Here is a 21176-nt window from a genome sequence, read left to right as displayed (position 1 = left end):
AGGATGTATCTGTGGATAACGTAATCTCAAATTTAAAGAAAGAGTTCCATACTCGTGTCCAGTCAGACAAATGGGCAGAGAGATACAGTGCTAAGTCGAGCATTTCTACGCTAACTCAAGAAGAGTTAACCGAATTAGAGAATGCTTGGGTGCAACTTGTCATCTGGAAGCAAACTCAAGTAAGTTGAGCGTTCTGTAAAAAGTGTCACTTTAGCCGCAACTGTTTAATTTATAACCCCATGTTGGTCATTCCAATGTGGGGTTTTTTCTTACTTGAAAATTAATTGTTATATTATAACAATTTGTGCGTAGTCGACCTTGAAAAAAATTGTTAACAGCCTCATAGTGTCTATCATTAGATAGTTAGCTACAAAATATTGCCTAGACATATAATGTAGTGTCGTTAAATACATCGAATTTTCAAGTGAGTATAGCTATGGCGGAAGTACGTGCCAGAATAGATTTCAAAGTAGGGGCAACAAGCAGTATCGATGCTGAACTTCTGTCTTTTCATGGGTTGAAAACAGATAAAGAGCATGTTGCTGTGATATTTAAATCAGCAGACAAAACACAAGACATACCTCTTGTTCGTATGCACTCTGAGTGTCTTACTGGTGATGTTTTCCATTCTTCTCGATGTGACTGTGGCGAGCAGCTAGACGAAACCATTAGAATTATGGGTGAAACAGGCGGCGTAATTCTTTACTTACGCCAAGAGGGACGTGGTATTGGTTTGTACAATAAAATCGATGCGTACCGCCTGCAAAGCGAAGGTATGAACACCTATGAAGCCAATAACCACCTAGGTTTTGGTGATGACTTACGTGATTTTACTGAAGCCGCTGAAATGCTACGTGCTTTAGGTACCACAAAAATCCGTTTAGTAACCAACAACCCTAAGAAGATCAACGAGCTGAAATCCTTTGGTATTGAGATTGAAGAAGTGGTGAATACTTCTGCTCATATCAAGTCAGGTAATGAAAGCTACCTGAAGGCGAAAGTTTCACATGGTAAGCATAATCTGGATATCTGATCAGCCTTCTTTGTTACGCTTAACACAAAAATGTTCAAAGACCTCACAAATGTGAGGTTTTTTTGTATTTATCTTGCAATAAAATTGTAAGTTTGTATTATTCAAATCCGTAGTGCAAATGATAATGGTTTGCACTATTACTACGAATAATAATTTAAAGCTCAACAAGGATGCTTCATGACCATTAAATCTTTAGTGACAAAAGCCGTAACTTCGTCACTCATTTTTGCCTCTGCTTCTTCTTTCGCAGCAGTAACTCAAGATCAAGTTGTAGAACATTACGCAGATATTGCACATGCAGTGTTTGCAGACTCAGTAATTACAGCAAAAGCGTTGAACTCTTCTATTGATACCTTCTTAGCTTCTCCTTCTGCTGGCAACTTTGAACAAGTAAAACAAGCTTGGCTTGAGTCTCGTGTTCCTTACCAACAATCAGAAGTATTCCGCTTCGGCAACGCTGTTGTTGATGATTGGGAAGGCCAACTAAACGCATGGCCACTAGATGAAGGCCTGATTGACTATGTATCTTCTGATTACCAATATGAGCTCGGTAACGAAGGCGCTAGCGCAAACATCGTGGCGAACAAGACTTTCCAAATTGGTCAGACTACTGTTGACTCAACGAACATCACCCCTGAGCTAATCGCAGACCTTAACGAGATCGGCGGTTCTGAAGCGAACGTAGCGTCTGGCTACCACGCAATTGAATTCCTACTTTGGGGCCAAGATCTAAACGGCACAAACGCAGGTGCAGGTGAGCGTGCTTACACTGATTTCGTTGTTGGCGCTGAGTGTACTAACGGCAACTGTGACCGTCGTGGCGCATACCTAAAAGCATCAGCTGAACTACTTATCCAAGACTTAGAGTGGATGGAAAAACAGTGGGCTGAAGGTGAGAAAGGCAACTACCGTCAAGAGCTTCTTTCTGAGTCTAGCGAGAACGGCCTACGTAAAATGCTATTCGGCATGGGTTCACTGTCTCTAGGTGAACTAGCGGGCGAGCGTATGAAGGTTGCACTAGAAGCGAACTCAACTGAAGACGAGCATGATTGCTTCTCTGATAACACGCACAACTCTCACTACTACAACGAGCAAGGCATCTACAACGTTTACACGGGTCTATACAAACGTGAAGACGGTACTTTGCTTTCAGGTCCAAGCCTGTTTGATCTAGTAGAGCAAAAAGATGAGCAAGCTGCGAAAGAGATCCAAAAGCAGTTTGACCTAGCACGTGCACAAGTAGGCGAGCTAGTAACGTCTGCAGAGAAAAATAACCAGCACTTCGATCAGCTAATCGCTGCTGACAACGCTGCAGGTAACGCGCTAGTAAACAAAACAATTGTTGCGCTAGTGTCTCAAACAGCTGCAATTGAGCGTGCTGCGGGTGTGATTGGCATTGATAGCCTAAACCCAGACACAGCGGCTCACGAGTTCTAAGAACCCGAGCCGAAAACCAATGTAAGGGCTCTCATTGAGCCCTTAATTGTTTGCTATTCAAGAAAGTCACTTCCAAATAAAAACTAAAATCAAAAACACAGCAAGGCAATGTATGAAGTCGTATCTCTCAGCCTCACTATTAACCGCACTGTTTTTCGCATCTCCATTACACGCCCATGAAACCTACTCTGGTGGCAAAACGACCGTGAAGAAAGAGGGAGCAAACGCTTTTTCTCTTCCCGCAGCCAATCTGCCAATGAGCAAACGCTTAGATTTCAGCGTGGGTAACAGCTTTTTTAGAAACCCTTGGGTTCCAGCACCGTCATCAACTGATGCTCGTGATGGATTAGGACCACTGTTTAACACCAACGGCTGTCAAAATTGCCACATCAAAGATGGTCGTGGCCACGCGCCAGAAAAAGGCGATGAGAACGCAGTATCCATGTTGGTTCGTTTGAGTATTCCGGCTGAAACGCCAGAACAAAGACAGGCATTCATTCGAGATGGCGGCATTCCTGAACCAACTTACGGCGGTCAGCTACAAGATTTCGCACTTCAAGGTGTTAAGCCAGAGGGTAAAGTGAACATCAGCTACACCGATGTTCCTGTTGAATTCAAAGACGGCACGGTTGTTACTCTGCGTAAACCTACTTTAAAAATCACGGAACTCGCTTTCGGTGAGATGCACCCTAAAACTGAATTTTCAGCTCGTGTTGCGCCACCAATGATCGGTCTTGGTTTGCTCGAAAGTATTCCGCAAGAAACGATTCTTGGTTTCGCGAAGCAACAAGCAGCGGACAACCAAGGTGTATCAGGCAAAGCCAATTACGTTCTTGATGTTCGAACAAACAAAATGGCATTGGGTCGTTTCGGTTGGAAAGCGGGGCAGCCAAACCTAATGCAGCAAAATGCGGCAGCGTTTAACGGTGATTTGGGCTTAACAAGTAGCTTGTTCCCGAATGAAAACTGTACATCAGCGCAATCAACCTGTGATGACTTCCCTAATGGTGGTGAACCAGAAGTTAGCGACAACATTTTAGATTTTGTTGAGTTCTATTCGCAGCATCTCGCGGTACCTATTCGTCGTAATGTCGATAACCCAGGGGTTGTTCAAGGTAAAAAACTGTTCAAAGAGATTGGTTGCCAAAGTTGCCACCAAGCTGAAATTCGCACAGCAGAACGTGAAGGCTTACCTGCGTTGTCTAAACAGCTAATCAGCCCATATACCGATATGTTACTGCACGATATGGGTGAAGGCTTAGCCGACAATCGCCCAGAGTATCTAGCGAATGGACGCGAGTGGCGAACCACGCCATTGTGGGGATTAGGCTATACCAAAGAAGTGAATGGTCATACGTTCTTACTGCATGACGGTCGTGCAAGAAACGTTATGGAGGCCGTACTTTGGCATGGTGGTGAAGCAGAAATGGCAAAACAAAAAGTATTAGCTTTGAGTAGCAGTGAACGCGAAGCACTACTGGCGTTTTTGAATTCGCTGTAGTCGGGCTGAGATGTAGAGTTTCGACTCCTCTGTTAACTTAAAGAGCGAGCTAACCCCAAGAATAAGTGCGCTAAAAGCACATTACCGCTGAACTTGTAGGAATACGAGGTCAGCGGTCGTTTCGAATTTAATGAACTCATATAATTAAAAGAAAAATTAGGAAGTAAGGTAACAGCATGACACATAAATTTTTGTTAATGCCTTTATCGGTATTAGTCATAGCAGGCTGTCAATCATCGGGTGAGCAAGCCGCTTCATCTGAGGTTAACGGGGTGTCTTATCAAGCAGACACAACGAGTCATATTAGTCGCAGTGTTTATCAGCAGGAGTTTGATTCTGCAATCCTATTTGCCGAGCAAGCTAATGAGCTAGAAATCTTGATGCAGGGCTACTGCCAAACCAATGATGTTGAGTTAGACGCTTTGAAAAATCAGTGGCAGCTCACTATGAACAGTTGGATGGCACTGCAAGGCCAAGAAAGAGGCCCTACAGCCGCACTTGAAGAGAGCTGGAATGTTCAATTCTGGCCAGACAAAAAGAACACTACCGGCCTAAAAATGCGCCAGCTCACGCAGCAGGATAAAACTTGGTCTCAAGATGAGATTGCGCAACAAAGTGTGACTGTTCAAGGGCTAGGCGCGTTGGAATGGTCGCTTTATGACGGGCAATCGCCACTACTTCAAGACAAAGCGCTAGGATGTCTATCATCACAAGCTATCGCACAAAACTTGGCAATGAAATCGGCCTCTATTGCAGAGGCTTGGCAGGTTAACCCTTGGTTAGCGCTAGACGAGATGCGTTGGGAATCTGAATACATCGCTTTACTGACTAATCAACTTGATTACAGCATGAATAAGCTGAGTCGACCAATGGCAAAAATTGGTCATCCTCGCCCTTACTTCTCAGAATCATGGCGTGCTCAAACCTCAATGACTCAGTTGAAAGCTAACGTAGCAACGCTAGAGAAACTGTACCTAGCCGATGGCAATGGTCTTGATGGTTTATTGAGAGAGAAGGGCTTAAATGACCTTGCCGATCGTGTTGCTGCTCAGTTCACACTAACGTTAGATACTTGGCCGACCGATTCTAGCTTGTTTACTCTACTGCAGAGCAAAGAGGGTTACCGCGATGTGCTGACGCAATACAACAAACTCGAACGTTTGAAGTATCTGATTCATGAAGAAGTGGCGATAGAGCTTGGCGTGGTAATAGGATTCAATGCTACCGATGGTGACTGATACTACACGAAGAACGTTACTCAAAGCTGCACTGGGTTGTGCAGCTGTTCCAGTACTTCCGTTTGGGTGTGCGAGTCGCTCTGGTGATTTAAGTACATCTAATGCCCCTCAGCTGATTGGTTGTGCGCTTAACGGTCGTGGTCAATACTCTGCAGTTGTGGCTGACGAATTTGGTATGCCATTGAGTCAGTTGCCGATTCCTGCTCGTGGTCATGGCGTTGCTATTTGCCCAACATCATCACATGCAGTGGTGTTTGCCCGTCGCCCTGGTGACTATTTTATGGTGTTTGATTACAAAAACGGTCAGCAGATCAAAATGGTGGTGAAAGGTAACAACCGCCATTTCTATGGTCATGGCGTTTATTCGTTAGATGGCAAGTTACTGTATGCGACCGAAGGAAAAACGGACACCAGCCAAGGTGTGATCGGTGTGTACGATGTCGCGCAAGGGTATCGTAAAGTCGAAGAGTTCACTGGTTTCGGTATCGGCCCACATGAAGTGATCATTATGCCTGATGGTAATCTTGCGATTGGCGTTGGTGGTGTTCATACAGATGGCAGAACACCAAAAAACTTAGATTCAATGCAACCGAGCTTGAGTTATGTCTCTCCCGAAGGCGTGCTGCTTGATCAGGTTGAATTGCTAGACAAGAAGCTAAGCATTCGACATTTAGCTCATGATGGCGCTGAAACCGTGCTTTGTGGTCAGCAATATCGCGGTGAACCGGATGAGTATCCTTCGCTGTTGGCGATGCACACTAAAGGCGGACAGTTTGAATCTCTGAACGCAGAGCCTGAACAGTGGGCAAGGTTTAATCACTATATCGCAAGTATTGCGGCGTCAGATGATTGGATTATTGCTACCTCACCACGAGGCAATTGCTACGGTATCTGGTCTAAAGAGACGAAAGAGTTAGTGGAACTGTCTGCGCTATCCGATGCTTCTGGTGCTGTGCTACTTGATGGTGAGTTTAGACTCAGTTCTGGAGCGGGCGGTGTGGTCAGCCAACGCAAGCCTTATGAGAAATCAAGCCAGCAATCATCCGTCCAGTGGGATAATCATTGGAGTGCAATCTGATTCATAAAATCCCTTAAAAAATAACATGCTTACTCCCATTTCTTTGCCATACTTATGGGATTACTGGTGACGGAGTTAAGCATGTTAGCGAAATACTTCTGCGGATTATTGGTGTTAGTTTCTGTGCATGCATGGAGCTATACGAGTTCTGACGAGAGCCGTTTCATTCCGGCTGATTCAGAACTCTCTTTTATGCTGATTTATCCAGAGCTCACCCAGAGTATTTATCAAGACTCTTCTCTTCCTATCCTTTGGGATTCTCCTGAACTTGTTAAAGCGTTTGAATTCCAACTGTCGCTGTTAGAACAAGCGCAAATGGCACCGCTTTTCGAACGACAAATTAAGCAAATCCGCCAGTATCAATCTCGCCGCCAATGGCAAGAGTTAGACATATTATTAACAGATACCTTTATCTACTACCTCAGCTACGTTGAAAATGCGCCACTGGCCGGCAAAGAGTGGTACTTCTCGGGTAAGCTGCACTCTAAGTTGCCACCGCCTTCTCCGCATATTCTGATGAGACTGAAAAGCAGCGTCGCCAATGATTACTTATTGGAGATGGTGTTATCTTACGCGCCTCCTGTGGGGGACTTTGACCAATTCAAGGCAACCTATTCCGTGTTGGAAACCGCCTCTGAACTCAATATCGAACGATACCGACAGAAGGGCTTGAAACGCTTTGGAGACACGCTCTCAGACAAAACGACTCTGGTTGAGCGTATTGCACTCGTCGGCGTTGATACCTCGATGATAGCGGTCGATTTCCCGGAGTTCGATCGAGATTTGAAAACGGCGATTAAATCTTTCCAACGAATGCACGGTCTTACAGATGATGGGATCATTGGGCCAGACACGATCAAATGGATCAATACGAGTTTTGATGATCGGTTGAAGTCTTTAGCTCTGAATGCTGAACGCGTTCGCTTGTGGCCAACAGACCGAGACTCTCTCATTGTCGTTAACGTACCTAGCTTTGACATGAAGTATTGGGAAGATGGCGAAGAGGTGTTTGAGTCGAAAGTTGTGGTCGGAAGAAAGTCGAGAAAAACGCCGCTTTTAGAGATAAATCTAGATTCAGTCATCTTAAACCCGACTTGGAACGTGCCATGGAAAATCATGGTAAAAGACATCCTACCTAAGGTCAAAGCCGACGAAAGCTACCTTGAAACACACAATTTCCAAGTGATCGATGGTTGGCGTTCAATGGAAACCGTCGACACAACTGAGATCGATTGGCAGACCATCAACTTCAATTCTTTCCCATATCGAATGCGTCAGCAGGCAGGGTCGCGCAACGCACTTGGATTGTACAAGTTCAATACGCCTAATAAGCGTGCGATTTATCTCCACGATACACCAAGTAAAGGCCTGTTTAATGACGATTTCCGTGCATATAGCTCAGGTTGCATACGCGTTGAGCATGCAGAAGAACTGGCTGAGTTGTTGTTTGCCACTAAGGTAAGAAAAGTACCGAAGCAAAATGGTGACCTTGCTCCGAACACCAAGGTTCGACTTAAGAAACGAATCCCTGTGCACATCATCTATCAAACCGTGTTGTTTGAAGAAGGAGGCATCCAGTACCGTGGTGACATCTACCAATATGACAAAGAGGGCGGTTGATCAAACTACGACCAATAAAGGTGATCTTGACCAAAAAATGACAACCAAGCTTCTATTGATAAAATTATAATGACTATCAATAACTAACCGTGCAAAGGTTACAAATACTAACGTTTTGCGCGGTTTTTGTACGTTGACGCAGCAAATTCCATTATGTATCGTGCATTTTTCGTTCGATCTAATTGGTTTTTTGCTGTATGTCTCAAAGTTTATTTTCACGCCGTCAGTTTCTGACTTACGCTGGTGGTACTGCTGTTGTCGCCTCACTTACTCCTTCTATCGCTTTTGCTTCATACCCTGATCAACCAAGAACGATTAGCATGAATAATCTTCACACTGGTGAACGATTAGAGACTTGTTATTTTGATGGTACTAACTACGTTGGTGACGAGATGGCACGTCTGAGCAAACTATGCCGCGATTTCCGTCGCAATGAAATTCACCCTATGGATAAGAACCTGTTCGATCAGATTACTCAGATTCAGAATATCTTAGGTATCCAAAAAGAAGTCCAGGTCATCTCTGGTTATCGTTCTCCGGCAACCAATGAAGCCCTTCGCTCTAACTCGAGCGGTGTGGCTAAAAAGAGTTACCACATGCTAGGCAAAGCGATCGATTTCCGTATCGATGGCGTTGATTTAAAAGAGCTGAGAGACGTAGCTAAAAGCCTGAAAGCGGGTGGTGTTGGTTATTATGCGCGTAGCAACTTTATCCATATCGATACAGGCCCAGTCCGCAGCTGGTAGAGCTAGGATGAATTGAAGGGCGATACGGTAGGCACTTGTCAAAGTAGACATCCAATGTCATAGTTTGCCCAAATTTCAGTTTGCCCTCTAAGGTTTGTATATGTCTCTTAAGTATCAAGTTGTACCTGTTACCTCTTTCGCTCAAAACTGCTCGATTGTGTGGTGTGATGAAACCATGGAAGGCATCGTTGTCGATCCAGGTGGCGACATCCAACAGCTAGCCGCAATTATCGAAGAGTTGGGTGTTAAGGTTGTGAACTTGGTGCTGACTCATGGTCACTTAGATCATGTTGGTGGCACGGTGCCACTTGCAGAGATGTTGAACGTTGAGATTGTTGGCCCACATAAGGCAGACAACTTCTGGCTGCAAGGTTTAGAAAACCAGAGCCAGATGTTTGGGTTCCCACTGTGTAAAGCGTTTGAGCCAAACACTTGGTTAGAAGAGGGCGATAAAATTACTTTTGGTAATCAAGTTATCGATGTGATTCATACGCCGGGCCATACTCCAGGTCACGTTGTACTGTTCAGCGAACAAGCACGTCTAGCGTTCGTGGGTGATGTGTTGTTCAATGGCGCAATTGGCCGAACTGACTTTCCTCAAGGTGATTTCAACACACTTATCGCTTCAATCAAGACTAAGCTTTGGCCACTAGGCAGTGACGTAACATTTGTTCCGGGTCATGGTCCAGAATCGACATTCGGCCGTGAGCGTGCATCAAACCCGTTCGTCGCAGATGAAATGCCTCTCTACTAAGCCTGTTATTGAAAACTAAAACGATTGAAAATGAAGCTTAGCTTTTCTTATGAAAGCTAAGCTTTTTTATTGGGTGCGAGTTTGTTTTCAAACCGGTTTGATTTTAATCAGCAAGGTGCTCGGCAGCCGCCAAGTAGCGTCGAGCCAGACCAACAAACTCTTCTCCACTAATATTCAAATCATGGGTTGATATGAAAATGTCATAACCGTGGAAGCCTCTTTGGTACTTCATTCTGTTGGCAAGCATCGCCTGTAACCCTGAATAGTCTTTGATCACCGCGTTTTGATTATTTGCTTCATCGTGTGAATCGGCATCCATTTGTGTTTGTTGGGCGCTGAAACTCACGTCGTCGATATTCTTTGCTTCTTTATATTGGCTTAATTCAACACAGCCGTTTTCGGTACAACGCGTGTGGTAGTGCGATGAGTCTAAAACCATGTCTTCAAAGTTCGACTCTTTACCTGCTTGTTTCGCTCCCAAGTACAAAAGTGCACGTTGGCTGAGCAACAATTCACAGGTGATCTTAGGGCAGATTGAATCGAGGTAGGGTGAGTAGTCTTTGACCTTAATTCCGACCCACGGCAGAGGTTGATGCCAACCATCTTGTTCGTAAGTGCAAAGGCCAATTTTTTGGATGTTGCTCCATTTCAAAACCCAACCGCCTTTATAGAAATGCTGCTGAAAATGAGTCGGAGTCAGCGTGAACATCACTCGGCTGCGCAGCATCAAATAATAGCCGGTTCCCAGAAGGGTAATACTGCAAAAAGCACCAACGATCAGTAACTTTGGGTTGTCGCTGTAGAGTGCAACGATTAAGCAAATGAAGCCCAAAATAACAGCTAGGATACGGTACGAGCGAGTGAATGAAGGCAAAGAGAAATTAGTAAGATGACGAGTGTCCATAGGCAACACCAAGTTTTCATATTTTTGTCTGGATGGATAACCAGTGTATATGACCCTGAATTGATAAGTCGATGTTTAAATAATAGACGCTAGTAGACAATATCGGTATTTTTCGTCGACTTTCGACGCTTCACTCTACAAATAGCTCCTGTTTTTTGGTATAAATCGCGCTTCAAATTTTCACCACTGCGAAAAGAGCAGTGAACTGGAGAAATATTCAATGAGACTTGCTCATAAGCGTAAGGTGCAGGCTAAACTGCAGAAACGCACTAAAGCGGCTGTAGTTAAAGCAGTGGCAACGCCGAAAAAAGCGAAGCCTGTCGCAGAGAAAGTTGTAGCAGAAAAAACTGTAGCAGCAAAACCAGCGGTAGAGAAAACAGTAGCAGCAACTAAAGAAGTTGCAGTAGCACTGACTCCTAAGCAACAACAAGTTCTAGACATCGTTGTTAGCAATGCTGAAGGCATTAACCCTAAAGGTATCGGCCTAGAAGCTGGTCAAGAAGACGCGAAAGCAGCTTCATGGGCAACAGGCGCATTGAAAAAACTTTTTGAAGAAAACCTAGTAGCGAAAGAGCAGCTAGCAGGTAACAAGGTTATCTACAAAGCTATCTAATCCTGTGGGATTACATTCGCTTCGTTAAGTTTTTAAGCCTCGATTATCGAGGCTTAATTATATGGTCCGCCTCACTCTCAAGCCCTTAAGCTTAGAGTAGGCTCTCAGAATGAGGTGAACCATATGTCTTCTATTCATATTTTAGGTATCGACCTAGGTAAACACTGCTTCCATGCTATCGCACATAACCGTTGTGGGGTGGAGGTGCTTCGTCGTAAATTTAATCGCAATCAACTCTTAATCTTTCTTAGTAAAATAGAACCAACAACTATTGCTTTCGAAGCTTGTGGCGGTGCTCATTGGCTTGCTCGAAAGTGTGGTGAGCTTGGTCATCAACCCCGACTTATTCCTCCTCAGTATGTAAAGCCTTATGTCAAAGGCAATAAAAACGATTTCATCGATGCTTCAGCGATCGCAGAGGCTGCGAGTCGACCGACCATGAGATTTGTGGCTGTAAAAGTGAAGAGGCTCAAGTCATCGCAGCGATTCATCGAGTCAGAGATAGTTATATCAAGGAGAGAACCGCCACTATGTCGCGGATCGGCGCGATCTTACTTGAGTTTGGCCTTAGCTTTCCCAAAGGGCATGCAAAGATGAAGTCTCTGTTTCAATGGTTAGCAGAACAAACAGTATCACTACCAAAAGCTTGCTATGTGAATTGATATCTATCCATGAACACTACAAGTACCTCAATGAACAAATCAAAACCCAAGATATCAAGCTTCAAACTATTGTTGATAATAACGAAAGTGCTCAATTATTAAAAACTATCCCTGGAATTGGCGATCTTACCTCCACATTGTGTATTGCTGATGTAAGCTCTCCGAGTAATCTTCACCAATGGCCGCGAGATGGCGGCTTGGTTGGGACTTGTACCAAGGCAATTCTCAACGGGAGGAAATACCAAGCTACTTGGTATGAGTAAACGAGGAAATAAGCACCTCAGAAACCCTGTTTATCCATGGCGCAAGAGCTGTACTCTCTAGGCTAGAGACGACAGGGAAAGTGTTTGGAGAGTGGCTTGTGAACCTACGAGCCACCAAACCATTTAATGTAGTGGTAGTTGCATTAGCCAACAAGCTAGTGAGGATAGCTTGGGCGGTGTTATACCACCGCCAAGCTTTTAAGGCTGTTTAGCTATAACCAAGTTTGCAACGCCAATGAACGTGATGACAAAAACGGTCAATCGGCCAGATTAAGAACCTGACACAAAAAATAGCAATCAATGCTTTGGGCTTTTTAAGGATAATCTGGCGCGGATATCATCGTGGAGCTGGGAAGCTAGTGCTCCCAACAAGGACTCCGAATACATTAGCGCAAACCAACTCCGTTATTACTTAATTGTAGTTGCAAGACCCTGTAAATAATTCTGTGTAACTGTCGGGGTTACATATATTCAGTTAATCGGTCTTCGAACATAATCATAAAGCGGTTCAGGGCTTGTCGCCAGTTTCTAATTGGCATCGTCCATCTTTTGGAGGCATCCTGGATCGCTAAGAAGATCACCTTCCTTGCCGATTCATCTGTCGGGAACAGCTTACGCTTTTTAATCGCTTTTCTAATAACACTATTAAGTGATTCTATGGCATTAGTCGTATAAATTGCTCGCCTAATATCTTCTGGGTAGTTGAAGAGCGTGTTCAGGTTATTCCAATGTGCTGTCCAAGAGCGGCTGATCTGAGGGTATTTGCCATCCCATTTATCTGAGAACCGCTCTAGCGCTAGCAAGGCTTCATCTTCTGTCTTCGACTGATAGATCTTCTTAAGATCGGCAGCCACAGCTTTATAATCTTTCCAAGGTACATACCTAACTGAGTTTCTCACCATATGGACGATACAGAGCTGGATCTGAGTATTTGGGAATGCGGCATTAATGGCATCAGGAAAGCCCTTCAGACCATCGACACAAGCAATGAGAATGTCTTTTACTCCGCGGTTTTGTAGCTCTGTTAGCACAGCAAGCCAGAACTTAGCACCTTCCGTCTCTGACAACCACATGCCAAGCAGCTCTTTGACCCTCCATGTTCACGCCTAGCGCAAGATAAACAGCTTTGTTGATGACTTGTTTATCTTGCCTGATTTTAACGACAATGCAGTCGAGATAAACGATTGGGTAGACTTCATCTAATGGGCGAGATTGCCATTCAACAACCTGCTCTAGAACAGAGTCCGTCACCTTAGATATAAGGGTTGGTGAGACATCCGCATCGTATATTTCCTTGAATGTGGCTACGATTTCTCGGGTCGTCATGCCTTTAGCATAGAGGCTTAAGATTTTGTCATCCATCGACTGGAAACGAGTTTGGTGCTTGCGAACCAGCTTTGGTTCAAAGCTTGACTCACGGTCACGAGGAACGTCTATCGGCACTTCACCATCATCAGTGATAATAGACTTGCTGGTATACCCATTACGTGAGTTGGAGCTGGGTTTTGGGGAGTGTTTTTCGTAGCCAAGGTGCTCATCAAGCTCAACATTCAATGCTGTCTCAACAGTCACCTTGGTTAACATTTTTCGGAAGTCATCAAGATCAGATTCTGTCTTAATTGATTTAGCTGCTTCACGAGCAAAAGCTTCAAGTGCTTTCTTATCCATACTATCCATCCTTAGCCTTTAAGGCTTAAGTCTAGACAGTTACACAGAATTTAGGACAGTCTCTAGTTGCAATAACGGGGCGGACCATACATTTTTGTGTCTGTCATAAAGTTCATTTACCGCTTATTCTCATCTACCGGTTATTCCCATTCCAAGCGACCGTTTAACTTACTATCTCTAATCTCTAATCTCTAATCTCTAATCTCTAATCTCTAGCTTTGCTTCTCATCAGCAAGCCCTAAAGTAGGGCGCCTAACTAAAAAGTGCGTGTGACTTTCCCTAAAATGCAGCAATGGATAGAGCTTCATCACGAAATGGGAATCAATTGTTAATAGCGGTTCATTATAACTACTTAGGTATTTATCAATACGCATTGCCTTAGTGAATGTCCAAACTCCTTTGAAATCGACACTATTCAATCATCTCCTACGTAGTTCTACTTAATCCTTTGGTCTAATACGTAACTTTGTTAACGCCATGCGTGCGTGCTCTCCCTGATATCTTGTTGCCTCATCACGGTGCACTCTTATGTTGAATCATAAAAAATACTCATAGAAAGAGTGTTAACCCAACAAAGGACGTGAACATGAGTCTCATTTCTAACTCCCTCACACGAGTTTTTAAAAACGTTGCAGTAACTGCTGCGGCTTGTTTAGCTTTGGTCGCTACTGGTGCTACAGCCGCTGATAAGGTTTACCGTTTAAAACTTGCGGAAACGTGGGGACCAAACTTCCCAGTTTTCGGTGATGCAACTAAGAACATGGCAGCGATGGCTGAGAAGATGTCGAATGGTCGACTGCAAATCAGAATCGATTCAGCAAACAAACACAAAGCCCCTCTTGGCGTTTTTGACATGGTTAAGTCTGGTCAATACGACATGGGTCACTCAGGCTCTTACTACTGGAAAGGTAAAGTTCCAAACACTCTTTACTTCACTTCTATGCCTTTCGGTATGACGCCAGCAGAGCAATACGCGTGGTTCTATCACGGTGGTGGTATGGAGTTGATGGAGCAGGTTTACTCTCCACACAACTTGATGTCGTTCCCGGGCGGTAACACAGATATCCAAATGGGTGGTTGGTTTCAAAAAGAGATCAACAGCGTTGAAGATCTACAAGGTCTGAAAATGCGAATCCCAGGATTTGCAGGCGAGATTCTTGCTGAGCTAGGTGCTAAACCGACCAACATTGCCCCTGGTGAGCTATACACGTCTTTAGAGCGTCGCACGATTGATGCGCTCGAGTGGGTAGGCCCATCACTGGATTTACGAATGGGCTTCCACAAAATCGCGCCTTACTACTACACAGGTTGGCATGAGCCGGGTTCAGAGCTTCAATTCCTAGTGAACAAACGCACATGGAACAAGCTGCCTGAAGACCTACAAGAAATCTTGCGTGTTGCAATGCGTACTGCGGCTTACGACATGTACACACAAGCTACGCACGAAAGTGGTAAGAACTGGGTTTCAATGAAGACAGAATACCCAGATGTACAAGTGAAAGATTTCCCGCCTGAAGTAATGTCGGCACTGAAAGAAGCAAACGATCGCCTACTTGCTGCACATGCTGAGAAAGATGAGTTGGCAAAAGAGATTCAAGCTTCTCAAGCTAACTACCTAGAGCAAGTACGTTCATGGACGGATATTTCACACAGAGCTTATCTAAATAGCCAAGCGAAATAATCGACAGTTGTTGAACTGAAGCTAAATGAACCCAAAGTTTTTTTGTTAGTTAACTAAGAGTGACTAAGCGGCGGGTTCATTTTAACCATAATAATTAAATGCCCAAGAACCCTTTCTATGTTGTGCCTATTGTTAGCTATAAACTGAATCGTTTTTAGTTGGGTTAGCTGTACTGCGCGATGTCTTTTCAAATTCCATGGAGTCGGGAATGCGAAGTCTAATTTATATTGAACGCCTGTTTAATCGTATCGGTGATGCACTGGGATGGCTTTCCAGTATGTTGTTTATTCTACTTATCGCTAACGTTGTTTATGACGTTGTCATGAGATATGCCTTCAATGATGTGTCAATCGCCTTCCAAGAGATGGAATGGCACCTTTTCTCTGCCGTTTTCCTGTTAGGTGTTCCTTATGCCATCAAGGCTGGTGGTCATGTCCGAGTGGATGTGTTCTACGAGCAACTGAGTTTTAAGGCGCAAGCCATTATTGACCTGCTCGGCACACTGATTTTTCTGATGCCTTTCTGTTTGTTAGTCGCTTGGTTTGGCATTGATGTTGCCAAAGAGAGCTATGACCTCGGCGAAACCTCTGGTGACCCAGGTGGCTTGCCATATCGCTGGATCATCAAAGCTATGATCCCACTGTCATTCTTCTTAATGGCACTGAGTGGCGTGGGCTTGATCCTGCATTCACTGAACAAGATTTTTAATCCGCACCTTATCCATGCAAACAATCTTCATACAAAGAACAAGTAGAGGCTGAACATGATTGGAATAGTAATGTTTTTCGTAGCCTTGTTTGCACTTTTACTTGGCTTCCCTGTAGCGTTCACCTTTGGTGGTATTGCGTTAATCTTTGGTGTTTGGGCTGAGGGCATCGAAATGTTTGCCTTCATGCCATATCGAATTCAATCAATCATGGAAAACACGGTGCTGATGGCCGTTCCATTGTTTGTTTTCATGGGGCTTGTTCTGCAAAAGACCAAGCTTGCTGAACAGTTGCTTGAGTCTATGGGACGACTGTTTGGTGGGGTTCGTGGTGGTATCGCGATCTCTACGGTATTGGTAGGTTCACTGCTTGCTGCTTCAACCGGCGTGGTAGGTGCTTCTGTGGTTGCAATGGGACTTATCTCTTTGCCAGTTATGCTCAAGTACAACTACGACAAGGGCTTAGCGTGCGGCACTATCTGTGCGTCTGGTACGTTAGGGCAAATCATTCCGCCATCCATCGTATTGATTCTGTTGGGTGACGTATTGGGTGTGCCAGTAGGAGACTTGTTTCAAGCGGCGATTTGGCCGGGCGTGATGCTGGTCGGCGCTTACATTGTCTATATCCTGATATACGCAAAACTGCACCCTGAAGCGGCTCAACCAATTGAGCGCGACGATTCAATCAGCCGCAAGCAAGAAGTGTTTAATGCACTAAAAGCGATTCTTCCACCTTTAGCGCTAATCATTGTCGTGCTGGGTTCAATCTTTGCAGGTGTTGCTACGCCAACAGAGTCTGCAGCATTAGGTGGTGCGGGTGCGATGATACTAGCACTGCTTTACGGACAGTTTAGTTGGTCGATGGTTTATGACGCGTCGAAAGAGACGGTGAAAGTTACGGCGATGGTATTTGCTATCTTGCTGGGTGCGACCGCCTTCTCAATGGCGTTTACTTATACTGGTGGCGACTATCTGGTAGAAGAGTGGATGCTGCAGTTACCGGTTGAGAAATGGGGCTTCCTGATCATTACCATGTTGGTGATTTTGATTCTTGGTTTCTTCATCGACTTCGTAGAGATCTGTTTCATCATCGTGCCGATCATTGCGCCAGTTGCTGAGCTGATGGGCATTAACATGACATGGTTCGCTATCCTTATCGCGATGAACCTACAAACCTCATTCCTAACTCCGCCGTTTGGTTTTAGCCTGTTCTACCTAAAAGGCGTAGCACCAAAAGGTGTGACAACGAAAGACATCTACCGTGGTGTGATGCCATTCATTCTGATTCAAATCCTCGTACTTGGATCACTTCTCGCTTTCCCTTCTTTCTATGGAATGTGAGTGAAGCCAAGAATGTGAATGATATGTTTCAACGGCTATCTATAACTTGATAAAGTAAAACGGCTTATTGATGTTCAGTAAGCCGTTTTTTGTGAGGGAAAGGAATGCCTCTAAAAGCCAAACTGATTTTGTTGACATTGCTCCCGTTGCTGCTCGTAACGGCGAGTATTAGTTGGATCTCGCTGCACCAGACCAAGACGTTAGGCGCTAAAGAAGTTGAGATCTTTAGAGACAGCTTAATCAAGTCGCGTGAAAACGCCCTCAAAGACACGGTTGATCTAGCGTTCGACGCCATAGAGCACGTTTATAACGACCCAAATATCCAAGAAGCTCAAGCCAAAAAAGAAGTTCGAACCATATTGTCTAAACTTAGATATGGTTCTGATGGTTATTTCTTTGCATACGACCGCCACGGGACCAACTTGGTTCATCCAATACAACCCGAATTGATTGGTCAAAACTTACTCCAACTGCAAGATGAAGATGGCGATTTTCTGATAGAAGCCTTGTTAAGAGAAGCGCAAACCGGAGGTGGTTTTCACCAGTATTTGTGGCAAAAACCTTCGACGGGCGAGGTGGTGTCTAAGCTGAGCTATGCCGCGTGGTTAGAGCGATGGGACTGGATGATTGGCACTGGCTTGTATATTGAGGACGTCCATCAAGAAGTGGCGTCGATGCAGGCTGCGATTAACAAGAATATTGAAACCACGTTCTTTTCTATTGTGGTGATTCTGAGCGTGACGGTTGCGGTCATTATCGTGCTGACTTTAGCCATCAATATGCATGAACACAGGATTGCGGATAACAACTTAAAGGAACTGGCACATAAGACGGTGATGTTCCAAGAAGACGAGAAGAAGCACCTCGCACGTGAGTTACATGATGGTATTAACCAATTATTAGTGTCGAGTCGTTGCCATTTAGAACTGCTTGGTAATAAGCTGCAAAATGAAGACCTTAAAGCACATTTGAACAAATCGCAGCATTCACTGATGCGAGCGATAGAAGAAGTGAGGCATATCTCGCATCAACTGCGCCCAAGTTCATTGGATGACATAGGCTTAGAAGCTGCATTGTCCTCTTTGCTGTTAGATTTTCAGGCGCACTCGGGTATTGAGGTGGAAACCTTGTTTAGTACTCAACAGGGTCAGTTGAAATCTGAAGCCGCGACAACCTTGTATCGAGTGGTACAAGAGTCTCTGAATAACATAGAGAAACACGCACAAGCGACCAAAGTAAGGGTTATCGCGCAGCAAATTGGCAATGTACTGCAATTACTGATTCAAGATGATGGTGTCGGTTTCAACACTTATAAAGCGATGGAAAAACGAGGGATCGGGCTGCGGAACATGAGAGAGCGAGTGGAGTTCATCGGCGGTGACTTTGAACTGATGAGTGAGATTGGCCTCGGAACGGAAATTACGGTGTTACTGACACTAGAGGGATTAATGAATGAGTGAAGTTATTCGAGTTGTGATCGCTGACGATCACCAAGTGGTACTGGATGGCTTTATGGCGAGATTGGAACTCGAGCCAGATATTAGCGTGATAGGTACGGCTAGCAATGGGCTAGAAGCGGTAGAGATAGTTAAGACTCTGCACCCTGATGTGGTGTTGATGGATATCAGCATGCCGATCATGAATGGCATTGATGCGACCCACCTGATTAAAGAAGAAGACCCTGAAGCTAAGGTGTTGATGCTGACCATGCATAACAACCGTGAATACATCATGAAGGTGATGCAGTCGGGTGCAGTCGGCTACATGTTGAAAGAGATCTCGGCTGAAAAAATGGTGCAGGCAATCAAAACGGTCAATCAAGGCTCAACCTATTTCTGTGAAAAAGTGACGCAGAATTTGTTTACGCAGCCGATTTCTCCCACGCCGTCCGTTAAGAATCCATTGAGTAGACGTGAAGAAGCGGTGCTGAAATTAGTCGCAAAAGGGGAGAGCAGTAAAGAGGTCGCGAAGGCACTGAATATCAGCTATCGAACGGTAGAAACCCATCGACAAAATATTAAGCATAAGCTCGATATTCACTCTACAGCAGAGCTTGCTAAGTACGCGGTCAACTCCGGGCTTGTGGACTGATCTTACGCTAAATTACATTAAATGTGTAATTTAATTACTAAATGTGTAATTTAGGCCTCCTTTATGGAGGTTTTTTTAGTATTTTTGCGACAGGTTGATATTCTTCTTTTCGAAATTTAAGCGCCGAACGCAATGTTGCAAACTGTGCGCTGCAAATTAGAGAGGAAGCATGGAGCCTGTAAAAGATAGGTATAGTATTGAAAATACCGATTATACAGTAGGACAAGATAACGTTCAGAAATGGGGTTTTGATGTACATAACCCAGTATTTGGAATCAGTGCAGGAGCGATCATTCTCTTCCTGATTGCACTTCTAGTCGCAGATTCAGAAACCGCAAAAGCGGCACTTGATGGAATCAAATGGAAAGTCATCGGTAATTTCGATGGTTTCTTCATGTGGGCAGCAAACATCTTCGTTATTTTCTGTTTTGCCCTCATTGTCTCCCCGTATGGCAAGATACGTATTGGTGGCAATGATGCCAAAGCAGAGCACTCAAACCTGTCTTGGATGTCGATGTTATTCGCAGCGGGAATGGGTATTGGTTTAATGTTCTGGGGCGTCGCTGAACCTGTAGCTTACTTCACAGGCTGGTATGAAACGCCATTAGGTGTTGAAGCTTACTCACCAGAAGCGGCGAAGTTGGCTCTTGGTGCAACTATTTATAACTGGGGTCTTCACGGTTGGGCGATTTACGCTGTTGTTGCTCTAGCGCTTGCCTTCTTCACCTTCAATAAAGGTTTGCCTCTATCAATCCGTTCCATTTTCTATCCAATCTTGGGTGATAGAACTTGGGGTTGGTTCGGTCATATTGTTGATATCGTCGCTGTACTTGCAACGCTATTTGGTCTTGCCACTTCATTGGGCTTAGGAGCTCAACAAGCAACAAGTGGTATTAACCATGTGTTTGGTACCGATGGCGGTATTGGCATGCAGCTGATTGTTATCGCAGTGGTCACTTTCTTGGCGACAATGTCAGTGGTTCGCGGCATCAATGGCGGTGTGAAGGTTCTGAGTAACGTCAATATGTTGGTCGCTTTGGGTTTGCTTATTTTTGTTACCATTGCTGGTGGCATGGCGGGCATTAAAGCTATCCCAACCGCATTAATGGGCTACATTGAAAACTTTATTCCTCTAAGCAATCCTCATGGTCGTGGTGATGAAGCGTGGATGCAAGGTTGGACCGTATTCTATTGGGCATGGTGGATGTCTTGGTCTCCATTCGTTGGCATGTTTATCGCTCGTATCTCTAAAGGTCGTACGATTCGTGAATTCATCGTTGCGGTACTGTTCATCCCAACGACAGTCATCATCATTTGGATGGCTATTTTCGGTGGCATCGCGATTGACCAAGTGGCGAACAAGGTGGGCGAGATTGGTGTGAATGGTCTGCAAGATATTACACTTTCTCTGTTCCACACTTACGATGCGTTGCCAATGAGCTCTGTTCTTTCAGTGGTTTCGATTGGTTTGATTATGGTGTTCTTTATCACCTCTTCAGACTCAGGTTCATTGGTTATCGATAGCATTACCTCTGGCGGTAAAGTCGATGCACCTGTTCCACAACGCGTATTTTGGGCGTTGATGGGCGGCGCGATTGCAGCGGTTCTATTGTGGGTTGGTGGTACTGAATCTATTCAAGCACTGCAAGCTGGAACAGTATCGATGGCGCTACCATTTGCCTTCATATTATTGCTTATGTGCCTAAGCTTATTGCTAGGTTTACGAACAGAAAATCAATTGGTTAAGCATCAAAGTGCTTTGAGCTAAAAGTATTTTTCATAAAAAGGTCGACGGGGTCGACCTTTTTTTCGGCATAAACTTGAGTAATTACGTGAATTT

General features: G+C 44.6%; 17 protein-coding genes and 2 pseudogenes. 17 read left to right on the top strand and 2 right to left on the bottom strand.

Features of this window, described 5'->3' with window-relative positions; genetic code table 11:
• Positions 1-11 precede the first annotated feature (11 nt).
• From ITG10_RS01120 to ITG10_RS01080, 9 genes are all read left to right on the top strand, one after another.
• Positions 12-188, top strand: a complete 177-nt coding sequence (locus tag ITG10_RS01120) for a hypothetical protein (RefSeq protein ID WP_017632056.1) — start codon at positions 12-14, stop codon at positions 186-188.
• Positions 189-436: 248 nt separating this feature from the next.
• The gene (gene ribA / locus ITG10_RS01115; RefSeq protein WP_017632055.1) at positions 437-1033 is read left to right on the top strand and encodes a GTP cyclohydrolase II; all 597 of its coding nucleotides are present in this window, start codon (positions 437-439) and stop codon (positions 1031-1033) included.
• 177 nt (positions 1034-1210) lie between these two features.
• The gene (locus ITG10_RS01110) at positions 1211-2470 is read left to right on the top strand and encodes an imelysin family protein (RefSeq protein ID WP_017632054.1); all 1260 of its coding nucleotides are present in this window, start codon (positions 1211-1213) and stop codon (positions 2468-2470) included.
• Between the two features lie 112 nt (positions 2471-2582).
• Positions 2583-3971 (top strand): di-heme oxidoredictase family protein, encoded by a 1389-nt coding sequence (locus tag ITG10_RS01105; protein ID WP_017632053.1) that lies wholly within the window; start codon positions 2583-2585, stop codon positions 3969-3971.
• Positions 3972-4147: 176 nt separating this feature from the next.
• Entirely contained in the window at positions 4148-5209 is a 1062-nt protein-coding gene (locus ITG10_RS01100) for an imelysin family protein (protein ID WP_026084371.1), read from the top strand.
• Complete coding sequence (locus tag ITG10_RS01095) at positions 5199-6287, top strand: DUF1513 domain-containing protein (protein WP_017632051.1); 1089 nt, start codon at positions 5199-5201, stop codon at positions 6285-6287. The genes ITG10_RS01100 and ITG10_RS01095 overlap by 11 nt, the downstream gene beginning before the upstream one ends.
• Before the next feature lie 81 nt (positions 6288-6368).
• Positions 6369-7907: a L,D-transpeptidase family protein gene (locus ITG10_RS01090; RefSeq protein WP_017632050.1), complete on the top strand. Its 1539-nt coding sequence runs from the start codon at positions 6369-6371 to the stop codon at positions 7905-7907.
• A gap of 197 nt (positions 7908-8104) precedes the next feature.
• Complete coding sequence (locus ITG10_RS01085) at positions 8105-8653, top strand: YcbK family protein (protein ID WP_017632049.1); 549 nt, start codon at positions 8105-8107, stop codon at positions 8651-8653.
• Positions 8654-8753: 100 nt separating this feature from the next.
• Positions 8754-9407, top strand: coding sequence for an MBL fold metallo-hydrolase (locus tag ITG10_RS01080; RefSeq protein ID WP_017632048.1), 654 nt, complete (start codon positions 8754-8756; stop codon positions 9405-9407).
• Positions 9408-9510: 103 nt separating this feature from the next.
• On the opposite strand, the gene ITG10_RS01075 is transcribed toward ITG10_RS01080, so the two are convergent.
• Positions 9511-10311, bottom strand: coding sequence for a DUF2982 domain-containing protein (locus tag ITG10_RS01075; protein ID WP_017632047.1), 801 nt, complete (start codon positions 10309-10311; stop codon positions 9511-9513).
• A 220-nt stretch (positions 10312-10531) separates the two neighbouring features.
• On the opposite strand from ITG10_RS01075, the gene ITG10_RS01070 reads away from it, so the two are divergent.
• Positions 10532-10924, top strand: coding sequence for a hypothetical protein (locus ITG10_RS01070; RefSeq protein WP_017632046.1), 393 nt, complete (start codon positions 10532-10534; stop codon positions 10922-10924).
• 123 nt (positions 10925-11047) lie between these two features.
• Positions 11048-12061: pseudogene (locus ITG10_RS01065) on the top strand (IS110 family transposase).
• Positions 12062-12310: 249 nt separating this feature from the next.
• Here the strand turns inward: ITG10_RS01065 and ITG10_RS01060 are convergent.
• Positions 12311-13517: pseudogene (locus tag ITG10_RS01060) on the bottom strand (IS256 family transposase).
• Positions 13518-14103: 586 nt separating this feature from the next.
• Here ITG10_RS01060 and ITG10_RS01055 point away from each other — a divergent pair.
• The 6 genes from ITG10_RS01055 to ITG10_RS01030 all read left to right on the top strand — a co-directional run bounded on the left by ITG10_RS01055 (position 14104) and on the right by ITG10_RS01030 (position 21104).
• Positions 14104-15198 carry a TRAP transporter substrate-binding protein gene (locus ITG10_RS01055; protein ID WP_017631192.1) on the top strand — a complete coding sequence of 365 codons (1095 nt, stop codon included), beginning with the start codon at positions 14104-14106 and terminating at the stop codon, positions 15196-15198.
• Positions 15199-15406: 208 nt separating this feature from the next.
• The gene (locus ITG10_RS01050; protein ID WP_017631193.1) at positions 15407-15952 is read left to right on the top strand and encodes a TRAP transporter small permease subunit; all 546 of its coding nucleotides are present in this window, start codon (positions 15407-15409) and stop codon (positions 15950-15952) included.
• A gap of 9 nt (positions 15953-15961) precedes the next feature.
• Positions 15962-17245 (top strand): TRAP transporter large permease subunit, encoded by a 1284-nt coding sequence (locus tag ITG10_RS01045; protein ID WP_026084279.1) that lies wholly within the window; start codon positions 15962-15964, stop codon positions 17243-17245.
• Between the two features lie 104 nt (positions 17246-17349).
• Positions 17350-18705 carry a cache domain-containing protein gene (locus tag ITG10_RS01040; RefSeq protein ID WP_017631195.1) on the top strand — a complete coding sequence of 452 codons (1356 nt, stop codon included), beginning with the start codon at positions 17350-17352 and terminating at the stop codon, positions 18703-18705.
• On the top strand, positions 18698-19336 hold the full coding sequence (locus tag ITG10_RS01035; protein ID WP_017631196.1) for a response regulator transcription factor: 639 nt from the start codon (positions 18698-18700) through the stop codon (positions 19334-19336). The genes ITG10_RS01040 and ITG10_RS01035 overlap by 8 nt, the downstream gene beginning before the upstream one ends.
• Before the next feature lie 169 nt (positions 19337-19505).
• The gene (locus ITG10_RS01030) at positions 19506-21104 is read left to right on the top strand and encodes a BCCT family transporter (RefSeq protein ID WP_017631197.1); all 1599 of its coding nucleotides are present in this window, start codon (positions 19506-19508) and stop codon (positions 21102-21104) included.
• Positions 21105-21176 lie beyond the last annotated feature (72 nt).

It is taken from the genome of Vibrio sp. ED004 (assembly GCF_023206395.1).
Classification (GTDB): domain Bacteria; phylum Pseudomonadota; class Gammaproteobacteria; order Enterobacterales; family Vibrionaceae; genus Vibrio.
This window is presented reverse-complemented; position numbering and strand designations above follow the sequence as displayed.